Here is a 13,162-nt window from a genome sequence, read left to right as displayed (position 1 = left end):
CCGCACCCCGGAGGCCGCGGCCAACGGTGACAGGTCCGCCGCCCTGCGTTAAGAATCTGTCAATCGATAAGACAGAATGGGGTGGAGCGGACGTGGGCAGCCGGGGGCGGCGAGGCGACTGGTGGAAGGGCCTGCGCGGTGCCGTGGGCCTCGCACTGGCCTATGCGCTCGTCTTCCAGCTCGTCTTTGCCGGAGCCGTCGCCGAGCGCATGGCCGTCGGCGGGATGGCGGGCACCGAGGCGGCGCTGTGCCTTCCCGGCAAGGACGGGCCGGCATCCGGCGGCACGGAGCAGGACCGCCTGTCGCATCTGTCCCGCTGCGTGGTCTGCGCCTTCGCCGCACTGACGCCGCCGCTGCCCGAGCAGGCCGCCCCGGTGGCCGCTCCCGCTTCCCACCACACCCGGCCGCCGGAACTGGCGCTGGCGCAAGCCGCTCCCCTCGGCACCACACGGCACGATCCCCGCACATCCCAAGGACCTCCCGCGAGCGCGTAACGGCCTGATTCGTCCACCGAACCCGTTCCGCCCGATGGAGACCTCCCATGCCCCGCGCGCCCCGGCTCGCCTGGGCAGCCTCGGCATCGCTGATCGCGATGGCGCAGGCCGCCATGGCCCAGTCGCCGACTCCGCTGCCGACCCTCATTGTCCAATCCGACACCGCCGCCACCGACGGCACCACGCAAGGACCGCCGGTGGAGGAGACCACCGCCGGCCCGGTCCAGGGCTATCGTGCCCTGACCGCGGCGAGCGCCACCCGCACCAACACCCCGATCGAGCAGATCCCGCAGTCGATCCAGGTGGTGCCGCGCTCCCTCATCAACGACCAGGACGACCTCTCGGTCGCCGAGGCGGTGCGCAACGTGAGCGCGACGCAGGGCACCAATCCGGTCCAGACCCCGGCCTTCACCTCCGCCTACATCCGCGGCTTCCCGGCGGAATACTGGGTGGACGGGCTCACCACCTTCTACAATGGCGGCGACCGGGATTCGCTCGTCAATGTCGAGCGCATCGAGGTGCTGAAGGGGCCGAACGCGATCCTCTATGGCGGCGGCAGCGGCGCGCCGCTCGGCGGCGTCATCAACCTGGTCTCCAAGCTGCCCACCGAGAAGGCCTTCGCCGAACTGGGCTTCACCTTCGGCAGCTACAGCTATCTGCAGCCCTATTTCGACGTGAACACGCCGCTGACCAAGGACGGCACGGTGCTGTTCCGCATGACCGGCGAGTACACGTCGGCCGGCTCCTTCATCGACGTGCTGGAGACCGACCGCTATTCGTTCAACCCGACCCTGACCTTCACCAACAAGTCCGACACCACTCTGACCTTGCAGGGGAGGATCTCAAGCTGGGAGCAGCAGGAATATCAGGGCCTGCCGGCGACCGGCACGATCACCGGCGCGTTCCGGATCAATCCCAACATGTTTATCGGTCCGGCCAATATTCCAGATTCCTATTCCCGCGTGCAAAGCTTTACCGCAACCTTCGATCACCAATTCGACGAGGTGTGGTCCGCGAACATCCAGGCGCGCATCTCCAAGACCGAATTCAGGGAGCTGGCACAGAACTTCTCGGCCGGTTTCGACTTCGCTGGCAATGCCCCGGCGTTCCCGCCGGCCTACTGGAACCTCCTGAACATGGCGCTTTACCAGAGCCAGCAGGAGGCCACGGTCGTTGCGAACGCGCTGGCGAAGTTCAATATCGGTCCGACCGAGAACAAGCTGCTGTTCGGCGCCGACTACAGCCGCGTGTCCGATGATGGCGTCATGTACGGCAATCTCTTCGACCTCGTCCTGTTGCCACCCGTCAACCTCCTGAATCCGGTGTATCCCCCATACATCGAGCCGGGGCCGGGCATCGGCAATTCCAACGTCATCGCGGACAATGCGAACATCTACGCGACGGCCGGCGCCTATGTGCAGCTCCAGACCACCGTCTGGGATCGGCTGCATCTTCTCGGCGGTCTGCGCCTTGCCAACATGCACATCGAGAGTGCCTCGCCAGCCTTCGGAACGACGTCGACGCTCGACACCACCCAGGTTCTGCCGCGCATCGGCGCGGTGGTGGACGTGACCAAGGGCATCTCGCTCTATGCGAGCTATTCGGAGGGGCTTAAGGCGAACCCCTTCACCATCTATCTGGGCCCGCCCAAGCCCGAGCATTCCGAGCAGCTGGAAGGCGGCGTCAAGTTCAACCTCGGCTATGGCCTCACCGGGTCCATGGCCGTGTTCGAGATCAACCGCACCGGCGTGCCCGTGTTCACCGGCATCGCCTCCGAGGCCATCGGCGAGCAGCGCTCGCGCGGCTTCGAGGCCGATCTGCTGTGGCAGCCCAACGACAACTGGCAGGTGCTCGCCAACTACGCCTATGTGGACGCTGTGCTGCTCAACGACATTCCCGGCGTCGCGCCGGCCGGCAGCCAGCTCAACATCGTGCCGCCGAACTCGGGGCGCCTGTGGGTGAACTACAAGTTCGACCCGCAGGTGGCCAAGGGGTGGAGCGTGGGCGCCGGCATCTATGCCGCCTCGGGCGCCTATGTGGACCTCGCCAACCTCTACGAGACCTCGGCCTATTTCACCATCGACGCGAAGATCGCCTATCAGAGCGAGAACTTCAAAGCGCAGGTCACCGCCAAGAACCTGACCGGCCAGGACTATTTCGTGCCCTACAACTATTATGGCGGCCGCGTCGCGCCCGGCGAAGCCCGGGGCGTCTATGGCAAGGTCGCCTGGACATTCAAGTGAGGCCGAGATGGACCTGACCCGACGCGATCTTGCAATTGCGGGCCTTCTCGGCCCGCTTCTCGCCCAGGCGGTGGCGCCGTCCGCGGCCCAGGCGCAGGCCCCGGTCGGGGCGGCGGCGCCCGCTGTCCCAGGCCATGACATGTCCATGATGCCGGCGCACTGGATGGGGAGCGAGAAGATCGCCTTTCTCGTCTATCCCCAGTTCACGGCGCTCGACATGGTCGGTCCGCACTACATGCTCACCAGCCTGATGGGGGCGACCACGGTTCTGGTGGGCAGGACCAAGGCGCCCGTGACGAGCGACGCGGGGCTGATCTTCACGCCCACCGCGGATTTCGAGGACTGTCCGCGGGACCTCGACATCCTGTGCGTGCCCGGCGGCTCCGCCGGCACCCTCGCCGCCATGCAGGACGAGGCCGCCCTGCGCTTCCTGAAGGATCGCGGTGCGCGCGCGAAATTCGTCACCTCGGTCTGCACCGGTTCCCTGCTGCTGGGCGCTGCCGGGCTGCTGGAGGGCTATCGGGCGACCTCGCACTGGGCCGCCCGGCAGATATTGACCGAGTTCGGCGCCATCCCGTCGCCCGGCCGCGTGGTGCGCGACCGCAACCGCATCACCGGCGGCGGCGTGACGGCAGGCATCGACTTCGGCCTCGCGCTGGTGGGCAGCCTGCGCGACCGCACCTATGCGGAAGGCGTGCAGCTTCTGGCGGAGTATGCGCCCGAGCCTCCCTTCGATGCCGGCACGCCGGAGCGGGCGCCCCCGGAGGTCACGGCGATCATCGACGCGATGATGGCCGACTTCCTGGTCCAGGCGCGCGCCACCGGCGCGGCGGCCTTCGCTCGTGCCAGGACGCTGTGAGCATGGCACCGCATCCGTTCCCCCAGCCGCGTCGTCCTGTTGCGGGCGGCCGGGGCAACCCCACTCTCGCCACAGCGGGGGAGCAGCGTCCCTCGCGCTCTGCTTCGGGCGGCGAGGGCAGTCCACTGAAGGAGTTTCCCATGTCCCACACCATCACGTCCCGCCGTCGTCTGCTGCTTGCCGCGGCCGCGGGCGCCATGCTGCTTTCCGGCGCCGCGGTGGCGCACGAGTTCAAGGCCGGCAGCATCGAGATCGAGCATCCCTGGTCGCGCGCCACACCGGCCGGCGCCAAGGTCGGCGCGGGCTATCTGGTGCTGAAGAATGCCGGCGCCGCCGACCGCCTGGTTTCCGCCACCGCCCCGTTCGCGGGCCGGGTGGAGATCCATGAGATGGCGATGAAGGACGGCGTGATGACCATGCGTCCGCTGGCCGACGGCATCGCCGTGCCTGCCGGCAGCACCGTCGAGCTGAAGCCCGGCGGCTACCACATCATGTTCATGGACCTGAAGTCGCCGCTCAAGGAGGGAACGCTGGTGGACGGCACGCTTACCTTCGAGAAGGCCGGCACGGTCAACGTCCAGTTCAAGGTGGAGCCGGTGGGCGCCGGCGCCAGCGGCCACAAGCACTGAGCGAGGGCCGCGGGGCCGCCGCCTCGACCGGTGCGGCCCCGCTGCTTGTGCCGCGCACCGCCTCCGCGTGCGCGGCACCGCCCGCGTGGCAGGCTCAGATCGCCGTCTGGGTCTTGACCAGCCGCGCATAGAGGCCGCCGGCCTTCAGGAGCTGGTCGTGGCCGCCCTCTTCGCTCACCCCCTCGCGGGTGACGACGAGGATGCGGTCGGCATTGCGCACGGTGGACAGGCGGTGCGCGATCACCAGCGTGGTGCGGCCGCGCGACAATGCGGCCAGCGCCTGCTGGATCTCCCATTCGGTCTCGGTGTCGAGCGCGGAGGTGGCCTCGTCCAGGATCAGGATCGGCGGGTCCTTGAGGAACATGCGGGCGATGGCGAGGCGCTGCTTCTGCCCGCCGGAGAGCTTCACGCCCCGCTCGCCGATCAGCGTGTCGAGCCCGGCCGGCAGGCCGGCGATCATCTCGTCCAGCATCGCCCGCCGCGCCGCGCTCATGATCTCGGCGTCGCTGGCGCCGAGGCGGCCATAGGCGATGTTGTCGCGGATCGTCCCGGCGAACAGGAACACGTCCTGCTGGACGATGCCGATGGCCCGGCGCAGGGAGGAGAGCGTCACGTCGCGGATGTCGTGCCCGTCGATGGTGATGCGCCCGGCTCCCACCTCGTAGAAGCGCGGCAGCAGCGCGCAGATGGTGGTCTTGCCCGCGCCGGACGGGCCGACGAAGGCCACTGTTTCCCCCGGCGCGATGGAAAGCGACAGGCCGCTCAGCACGCGCTTGTCCGCCGTGTAGCCGAAGCTCACGTCGTCATAGCGGACCTCGCCCCGGACCTCGCCGAGCTCCACCGCGCCCGGCCGGTCGGCGATGTCGGGCCGGGTCTCCAGGAACTCGAGGTAGGAGCGGAAGCCGGCGATCCCCTTGGGATAGATCTCCACCACCGCCGCGATCTTCTCCAGCGGGCGGAAGAACACCGCCACCAGCAGCAGGAAGCCGACGAAGCCGCCGTTCGACAGTTCGCCCCTGACCACGAACCAGGTGCCCGCGAGCATCACGGCGAGCTGGGTGAGGCGCATGCCCACATAGCTCAGCGAGGTGTTGGCGGCCATCAGCCGGTAGGCGGCGAGCTTGGTCTGGCGGTAGCTGCCATTGTCGGCGGCGAACAGCGCGCGCTCGTGGTCCTCGTTGGCGAACGCCTGGACCACGCGGATGCCGCCCACGGTCTCCTCGATGCGGGCGTTGAAGGCGCCGACGCGGCCGAACAGGGTGCGGAAATTCTCCGTCATCGCGCGCCCGTAATGGGTGGTGGCGAACGCCACCGCCGGCACGATCGCGCCGGTGATGAGGGCGAGCGGCACGTTGACCCACAGCATCAGCAGGAAGGCGCCGATGAAGGTCATCACCGCCAGGAACACGTCCTCGGGCCCATGATGGGCGACCTCGCCCACCTCCTCCAGGTTCTTGGTGAGGCGCGCCACGAGGTGCCCGGTCTTCTGGTTGTCGAAGAAGGAGAAAGAGAGCTTCTGCAGATGGTCGAACGCCTTCTGGCGCATCTCGGTCTCGATGTTGATGCCGAGCATGTGGCCCCAATAGGTCACGACCGCCATCAGGCCGGTATTGACGAGATAGATCACGAGCAGGCCCACCGCGGCGATCAGGATCAGGCTCCAGTCCTGCGCCGGCAGGAGGTGGTCCACGAACGCCTTCACCGCCACCGGGAAGGCGAGCTCCAGCAGGCCGGACAGGATCGCGCAGGAAAAATCCAGCAGGAACAGAGCCTTGTAGGGCGCATAATAGGAAAAGAACTGGCGTAGCATTTGGCTGGCTCTGAGGGCTCGCGTTCAATCGCCGATATCTACGCCTTCGTGGCCGCGGCGCCAGTAGGCGGCGACCTGGATTTGGCGCTTGTCGAGGCCGCGCGCGGCGAGAAAAGCGCGCAGGCGCCGCGCGGCGGCCTGCTCGCAGCCCGCGAACACGCGGATGGTCTGCATGTCGGTGGGAAGTGCGACCGCCGCGACCGCCGCCTCGATGGCCTGCGTCCCGGCCGGGGCGCCGCCGCGATGCAGCCAGCGCACCTCGAGCGCGGCGGGTGAGCGGAGCGCCTGCTCCTCGCGCCCATCGGCCACCTCGATCAGGGCGAGCGCCCGCGCCTCGGCGGGCAGGCGCGCCAGGATGCGGGCTATGGCCGGCAGCGCGGTCTCGTCGCCCGCCAGCAGATTGAACGCGTCCGGCACGAACGGCGCGCCGCCCGGCCCGAGCAGGCCGACGCGCGCGCCCGGAAGGGCGGCGCGCGCCCAGGCGGCGCCGGGACCTGTGGGGGCGTCCGGGCCGGCATGGAGCGCCACATCGATGGCGATCTCGCCGCGGGCCGGGTCGACCTCGCGCACCGTGTAGACCCGCGGCACCAAAGCATCGGCGCCCTGCGGCCAGACCATCCGGCCCATGGCGTCCGCATGCGGCCAGACCGGGGCGCGGCCCGGCGGCGGGATCAGGACGCGGACATGGAGCGAGGCCGTGTCGTAATGCGCCGCATCCCCGGCGAGCACGATGCGGCGCATGCCGGGCGTCACGTCGAACGCGCGCGCGACCTTCAGTTCGCGGAAGAATGGCAGCGGCCCGCCGCCGGCTCCCGCCCCGGTCCAGGCGAAGGCGGCTTGCGCGCCGCCTGCAAGCGGCAGCAGCGCGTCGGCGGCGGCCATCTTGGCGAAGCTCAGCGCGCTCGCGGTCGGGCAGGTGCAGGAGATCACCAGCACGCCCGGTGCCGCCGAGAGGGCGAGGCGCCCGAGCCTCGGGCTTTCCACCGTCGCCCCGTCCGGGGTGCGGGCCACGTCCGCCTGGTCGGCGAAGCGCGCGGCGAAGGCGGCGACGGCGGCGGCGGGATCGGCGAGCGGAATGCGCGCCTCGGCGTGAAGCAGTTCAGGCATGGCCGCTCCTGCGCTGCAGCAGCCAGATCAGATAGGGCCCGCCCACCAGAGCGGCGAAGAAGCCCACCGGCACCTGGTAGGGATAGGCCACGGTGCGGCCGAGGAAGTCGGCAAGCATCAACAGCACCGCGCCCAGCAGGGCGGAGGCGGCCGGGAACAGCCGGCCGCCCGCGAACCCAAGGAGGCGCGCCAGATGCGGCGCCAGCAGGCCCGCGAGGCTGAGCGGCCCGACGAAGAAGGCAGCCACCGCCGTCATCAGCGCGGCGAGCAGCGCCAGAGCGAGCCGCCCCGCTGCCACCGGCAGCCCCAGGCTGCGGGCCACCGGCGCGCCGAGCGGCAGGATGGCGATCCAGCGCCCGAGAAGCGGCAGCGGTGCCAGCAGGAACAGGGTCGCGAGCGCCAGCAGGACCGCCTCGGGCGGATCGACGCGGTCGGTGGAGCCGGCCATCCAGGTGAGCAGCAGGAAGGTGTTCCAGCCCCCGGCGGCGAACACGGCTGCGAGGATGGCCAGGCACGTGGCGCCGAGCGCCACGCCTGCCAGCAGCATGCGCTCCGGTCCGAAGCCGGTGCGCGCCGCCACCGCGAGGATGAAGGCGATGGCGCCGATGGCGCCGATGGCGCTCGCCGCCATCTGCGTGCCGCGGTCCGGCATGTCGAACAGGATCAGCGCGGCGGCGATGCCGACACCCGCGCCCGCGCCGACGCCGAGCACCTCCGGGCCGGCCAGTGGATTGCCGGTGAGGCGCTGCATCAGCGCGCCAGCGGTTCCGAGCAGCGCGCCGGCGCAGGCCGCCGCCACCACGTGCGGCACCCGGAACGGCAGCAGACCGGCAAGCAGGTCCCCGGTCGCCAGCGACCAGCCGTCCGGCCCGGGCCCCAGCGTCAGCGCCAATGCGGCGAGCACCAGAGCGCAGCCAGCCAGCAGCAGAAGCGCCCGGCCGGGCCGCGCGCGTCGCCGCCCGTCGGCGGCCGCTGCGGCGGGGGGCACGGTCGGGCGCACCTGTGGCAGAAGCCAGAGCAGAAGCGGGCCGCCGATGAGGCCCACCATGGCACCGGTGGGGATGAGGTCGCCGCTGCCGGTCGCGGTGGCGAGGACGATGCCGTCGGCAAGGCTGAGCAGCAGCGCGCCGATCAGCGGCGCGCGCCACAAAATCTCGCTCGGCGTGCGCGCGCCGGAGATGCGCGCGAAGGCGGGCGCCGCGAGCCCGACGAAGCCGATGATGCCCACCTGCGATATCACGCTCGCCGCGAGCCCCACCGCGAGCGTGATCACCAGCACCCGAAGCGCCGTGAGCGCCACGCCGAGGCTGCGCGCGCCGGCATCGTCCAGCGCCAGCATCGCGAGGGGGCGCAGCAGCAGCGCGGCGGCGATCGCGCCCAGCACCAGCCGGGAGCCGATGACGAGTGCGCTGTTCCAGTTCTGCTGGTGCAGCGAGCCGGCGCCCCAGATGAAGACCGAGAGCACATATTCGCCGCGCGCCAGCACCACCGCCGCGCTCGCCGCCGCCGCCATCAGCGCCACCGTCATGCCCGCGACCACCACGGTGACGGGATCGAGCCCGCGCCGCCAGGAGAGCGCCACCACCAGCGCCACCGCGCCCGCGCCGCCGGCAAACGCGACCGCCTCGCGCGAGAAAGCGAGCAGGCCCGGCGCGAAGGCGAGGGCCAGCACCAAAGCGAGCTGCGCGCCGGAGGCGATGCCGAGGGTGGAGGGATCGGCGATGGGATTGCGCAGCACGCGCTGGAGCAGCGCGCCCGAAAGGCCGAGCGCGGCGCCCGCGAGCAGCGCCGTGGCCGCGCGCGGCAGAAGGCCGTGCCACAGCAGTGCGGCCTCAAGCCGCCGCACGGTCTCGGGATCGCCGGCGATCTCCGGCCGCCGCAGCACGCCGATCGCGAACAGCGCCAGCGCCGCGCCGGCGAGGGCGAGCCACAGCGGCAGGCGCGGCCTCATGGGTTGGCGCGGCAGGGTCATGTCAGCCAAGGCCGGCCCCCGGCGGATGGGTGAGCGCCTGCGTGAGCAGCCGGGCGAACCGCATGGCGGTGGGCAGGCCGCCGAACGGGTTCATGGAGCCGAGCACCACCACGCGGTTCTCGCGCACGCTCGGCAGGGCGCGCCAGACCGCGCTCTGGGGCAGGATGCGCCGCGCGTCCGGCGGCACCGGCGGCAGGATGACGACGCCGGCATCGGCGAAGCGCGCCAGCGCCTCCAGGCCCACCGGCGCGGAGGCGGCATAGGAGGTGCCGGAGGTCCAGGCATTGGCGAGCCCGAGCCGCGCCAGCACCTCGCCGAACATGCTGTCGGGGCCGAACACGCGGAAATGGCGGGCATCCCCGAGATTGATGACCAGCAGCGGGCGCGCGCCCCATCCCGCCAGAGCCGCGCGGCAGTTCGCCAGCGTCTCCTGCGTCGCCGCGACGAGCCGCTCGGCCGCCTCCGGCCGGCTGGTGGCTTCGGCAAGGCGGCGCGCGGCCTCCTCGGCACGCACGAAGGGCGGCGCGCCGCGCCGGTAGATGGAGATGGTCTCCACCGGCGCGATCAGGCGCAGCTTCGGCTCGGCGGCGACGTAATAGGCCGAGTTGAAGATCAGGTCCGGCGCGGCGCGGCGCAGTGCCTCGAAGTTCGGCATGCCGCGCAGCCCGACGTCGATCACGCCTTGGGGCACCAGCGGCTCCACCGCCACCTGGCGGAACAGCACCAGCTCCGCCGCCGCCACCGGCGCCACGCCCATGGCGAGCAGGGTCTCCAGCAGCGCCCAGTCGAGCGTGGCGACACGCGGCTGCGCGGCGCGCGCCGGGCCGGCGGCGAGCAGCGCCGCGGCGCCCGCGAGCACGCTGCGGCGCGACAGGCGGCTCACAGCACGAACCCCATGGGATGGCCGCTGACCGGATGGGGCAGGATGCCCATGGGAAGGTCGTAGACCGACTTGAGCGTCTTGGGCGCCATCATCTCGCGCGCCGGCCCGTGCGCCACCATGTGCCCGGCGCGCAGCGCCACCAGATGGTCGCAGGTGCGCGCCGCGAGGTTGATGTCGTGCAGCACCACGATCACCGTCAGGCCCTCGCTATCGGCCGCCAGCTCGCGCACGATGGCGAGCAGCTCCATCTGGTGGGCGATGTCGAGGGCCGAGGTGGGCTCGTCGAGCAGCAGGCAGCGGGCGCCGGTGCCGCCCTTGAGCTGCGCCAGCATCACGGCGAGCCAGGCGCGCTGGCGCTCGCCGCCGGAGAGGCCGTCGACCGCGCGGTCGGCGAGCCGCTCAAGCCCGGTGCGCAGGATCGCCGCCTCGGCCGCCGCCGCGTCCGTGGCACCGAAGCGCCCGAGCGCGCCGTGCCAGGGATAGCGGCCGAGCGCCACCAGCTCGCGCACGCTCATGCCGTCGGTGGGCGGCGTGAACTGGGGCATGTAGGCGACCCTGCGGGCGAACGCGCGGCCGCGCCAGCGGCCGAGGGCCTCGCCGGCGAACCGCACCGCGCCTTCGCTCGGCGCGAGCTGGCGCGCCAGCACCTTCATGAGCGTGCTCTTGCCGGAGCCGTTCGGGCCGATGAGCCCGTAGACCCGTCCGGCTTCGAGCGCGAGCGTCAGCGGCGCCAGAATCCGCCGTCCGCCGGCATGAACGCCGACGCCGTCCAGCTCCCACAGCGCCGCCGCCCTCACCATCGGTAGCTGAGCTGGCCGATCACGGTGCGGCCGTTGCCATAGTAGCAGCCGAAGAAGCCGCAGCTTGAGACATAGGTCTCGTTGGCGATGTTGTTCACGTTGATCTGGGCCTTGTAGGGCCCCTTCTCATAGGTGAGCGCGGCGTCGAACAGCGTGTTCGCGTCGAGGAAGATGGAGTTGTTGTCGAGCGCATAGCGCGAGCCCACATAGCGCACGCCGCCGGCGACGCCGAGGCCCGCGAGCGTGCCGCTCTTGAAGCTGTACTGGAGCCAGACATTGCCCATGTTCTCGGGCACGTTCGCCGGACGGTTGCCGGCGAACTCGCCTTCGGTGATCTCGGCGTTCATGTAGGTGTAGTTGGCGAGCACCCGCCAGCCGTCGGACAGGCTCATGGTGGCGGACAGCTCCAGGCCCTTCACCTCCACCGCGCCGATCTGGGTCTGGTAGTTGATGCCGCCGATCAGCTCGTTGGAGAGCACGTTCTGCTGCCGGATGTCGTACAAAGCCGCGGTGAAGAACGCGTTCCAGCCCACCGGCTGGTACTTCACGCCCACCTCAACCTGCTCGCCGGTGGACGGCTTGAAGGCCGCGCCGCCAAGCACCGCCGGCATGTTGCCGATCACCGGCTCGAACGAGGTCGAATAGCTCGCATAGGGCGCGAGGCCGTTGTCGAACAGGTAGGTCAGGCCGATGCGGCCGGTGGTGGCCGCGTCGTTCTGGTCCTGCACCGTGTCGCCGAAATTGGTGTCGGTGGTGGAATCGACGCTCGCCCAGTCCTGCCGGATGCCGGCGGTGAGCAGCCACTTGCCGTAGCGGATCTGGTCCTGGGCGTAGAGGCCGGTCTGGGTCACGGTGCCGTTCACGGCCGAGGTGTACCAGGGCGTGCCGGGATTGATCGGCCCGTAGGTGGGCATCAGCAGGCTGATGGGCGGCGCCACGCCGAACTCGGTCAGGTTGTCCTGGCTGTAGTGGCGGAAGTCGACGCCCAGCAGCAGCTTGTGGCTCAGCGCCCCGGTCTGGAAGTTGCCCTGGATCTGGGTGTCGAGCGTGAAGGTGTCCTGGTTCTCGCTGTTGGCGGAGGAGCCGCGGTTGGCGATGGTGGGGTTCGTCGCGTCGAGGGCGCTGTAATAGAGGTTGGTGTAGTCCCAGTTCAGCGACAGATAGCGCCCGTTCTGGCGCACCTGCCAGGCGTCGTTGAAGCTGTGCTGGAACTCGTAGCCGATGCTCGCCAGCGTCCGGTTCGACGAATTGTAGTTGGGATCGCCCAGGAACAGGTTCGGCGACAGCAGGTTCTGGCGCGGCCCGACGGTGTATTCCACCGGCAGGCCCACCGGCGAGCCGACCTCGTCATACTGGACGTTGGCGAGGATGGTGAGCGAGGTATCGGCGCCCTTCCACGTGAGTGCCGGGGCGAAGAACAGGCGGTTGTCCTGGAGATAGTCGGTCTCGGTCCCCGAATCGCGGGCAAGGCCGGTGAGGCGGTAGGCGAAGTCGGTGCCGACCACGCCGCCCACGTCGAAGGCGCCCACATAGCGGTCGAACGAGCCGATCTGCCCCTGCACCTCGCCGAAGGTGGTGAAGGTGGGGCGCTTGCTGATCATGTCGATCAGGCCGCCGGGATTGCCCTGGCCGTAGAGCACCGAGGCCGGGCCGAGCAGCACGTCGATGCGCTCCAGGCCGTAGGGCTCGATGGAGGTCGCGCCCAGTTCGCGCACCAGCTTCAGGCTGTTGAGATACTGGCTGTTGGCCGCGGAGAAGCCGCGCAGTAGCGGAGCGTCGAAGCGCGGGTCGGTGCCGAACGGCTGGCCCAGCACGCCCACCGAATAGTCCAGCGCCTGGCCGACATTCTGCACCTGCCGGTCGTCCATCTGGTCGCGCGTCACCACCGAGACCGACTGCGGGATCTCGATGATCGGCGTGTCGGTCTTCGATCCGGTGATGGTGTTGCGCGCCACATAGCCCTGCACCGGCCCGGTGGGCGACTGGGTGTTGCGCCCTTCCACGGTGAGTTCTTCAAGCTGCGTGTCGGACTGCTGCGCGAGGCCCGGCGCCGCGGCCAGCGCGCCCAGCGCGACGCCGCACAGCAGGATTGTCCGGGATCGCGTGCGGGAGATTGCAGTCATTCTCTCACCTGTGCTGGCCGTCTCTAGTTAAGAATCTTTCAAAACTGACATATTGCGGTGCCAGTCCTGGTTTCAGATCCTGATACCAACTCGACGGCTGCACGGATTGTCGGCTCCACTTGCAGATTGACTGCTCTTGGCCTCTTATTGCATTGCAGGCTAGCCACTGCACGCAGCAAGCCGCACATTGCACTTGTTCTAAATTTACGCGCCCGCCCGGCGGCGACGCGACCTAGGCCCAT

General features: G+C 70.1%; 10 protein-coding genes. 4 read left to right on the top strand and 6 right to left on the bottom strand.

Annotated features, from left to right (window positions below; all coding sequences use genetic code 11):
- Positions 1-92 precede the first annotated feature (92 nt).
- The 4 genes from D9R14_RS13365 to D9R14_RS13350 all read left to right on the top strand — a co-directional run bounded on the left by D9R14_RS13365 (position 93) and on the right by D9R14_RS13350 (position 4,225).
- Positions 93-494, top strand: a complete 402-nt coding sequence (locus tag D9R14_RS13365; protein ID WP_147453029.1) for a hypothetical protein — start codon at positions 93-95, stop codon at positions 492-494.
- A 47-nt stretch (positions 495-541) separates the two neighbouring features.
- Positions 542-2,737, top strand: coding sequence for a TonB-dependent siderophore receptor (locus D9R14_RS13360; protein WP_121623829.1), 2,196 nt, complete (start codon positions 542-544; stop codon positions 2,735-2,737).
- A 7-nt stretch (positions 2,738-2,744) separates the two neighbouring features.
- The gene (locus tag D9R14_RS13355; RefSeq protein ID WP_121623828.1) at positions 2,745-3,596 is read left to right on the top strand and encodes a DJ-1/PfpI family protein; all 852 of its coding nucleotides are present in this window, start codon (positions 2,745-2,747) and stop codon (positions 3,594-3,596) included.
- Positions 3,597-3,736: 140 nt separating this feature from the next.
- Positions 3,737-4,225, top strand: a complete 489-nt coding sequence (locus tag D9R14_RS13350; RefSeq protein WP_121623827.1) for a copper chaperone PCu(A)C — start codon at positions 3,737-3,739, stop codon at positions 4,223-4,225.
- A 94-nt stretch (positions 4,226-4,319) separates the two neighbouring features.
- On the opposite strand, the gene D9R14_RS13345 is transcribed toward D9R14_RS13350, so the two are convergent.
- Genes D9R14_RS13345 through D9R14_RS13320 form a run of 6 tightly spaced genes read right to left on the bottom strand, consistent with a single transcriptional unit; the run spans position 4,320 to position 12,920 of the window.
- Entirely contained in the window at positions 4,320-6,035 is a 1,716-nt protein-coding gene (locus tag D9R14_RS13345; RefSeq protein ID WP_121623826.1) for an ABC transporter ATP-binding protein, read from the bottom strand.
- A 24-nt stretch (positions 6,036-6,059) separates the two neighbouring features.
- Positions 6,060-7,142, bottom strand: a complete 1,083-nt coding sequence (locus D9R14_RS13340; protein ID WP_121623825.1) for a siderophore-interacting protein — start codon at positions 7,140-7,142, stop codon at positions 6,060-6,062.
- Entirely contained in the window at positions 7,135-9,114 is a 1,980-nt protein-coding gene (gene fhuB / locus D9R14_RS13335; protein ID WP_245420803.1) for a Fe(3+)-hydroxamate ABC transporter permease FhuB, read from the bottom strand. The genes D9R14_RS13340 and fhuB overlap by 8 nt, the downstream gene beginning before the upstream one ends.
- A 1-nt stretch (position 9,115) precedes the next feature.
- Entirely contained in the window at positions 9,116-9,997 is an 882-nt protein-coding gene (locus tag D9R14_RS13330; protein WP_121623823.1) for an iron-siderophore ABC transporter substrate-binding protein, read from the bottom strand.
- Complete coding sequence (locus D9R14_RS13325; protein ID WP_121623822.1) at positions 9,994-10,797, bottom strand: ABC transporter ATP-binding protein; 804 nt, start codon at positions 10,795-10,797, stop codon at positions 9,994-9,996. The genes D9R14_RS13330 and D9R14_RS13325 overlap by 4 nt, the downstream gene beginning before the upstream one ends.
- Complete coding sequence (locus D9R14_RS13320) at positions 10,791-12,920, bottom strand: TonB-dependent siderophore receptor (protein WP_121623821.1); 2,130 nt, start codon at positions 12,918-12,920, stop codon at positions 10,791-10,793. The genes D9R14_RS13325 and D9R14_RS13320 overlap by 7 nt, the downstream gene beginning before the upstream one ends.
- Positions 12,921-13,162: the final 242 nt, after the last annotated feature.

It is taken from the genome of Xanthobacter tagetidis, from assembly GCF_003667445.1.
In the GTDB taxonomy this organism is placed as follows: Bacteria; Pseudomonadota; Alphaproteobacteria; order Rhizobiales; family Xanthobacteraceae; genus Xanthobacter; species Xanthobacter tagetidis.
Note: the sequence above shows the minus strand (reverse complement) of the source record. Positions and strands in the feature narration are given on the sequence as shown.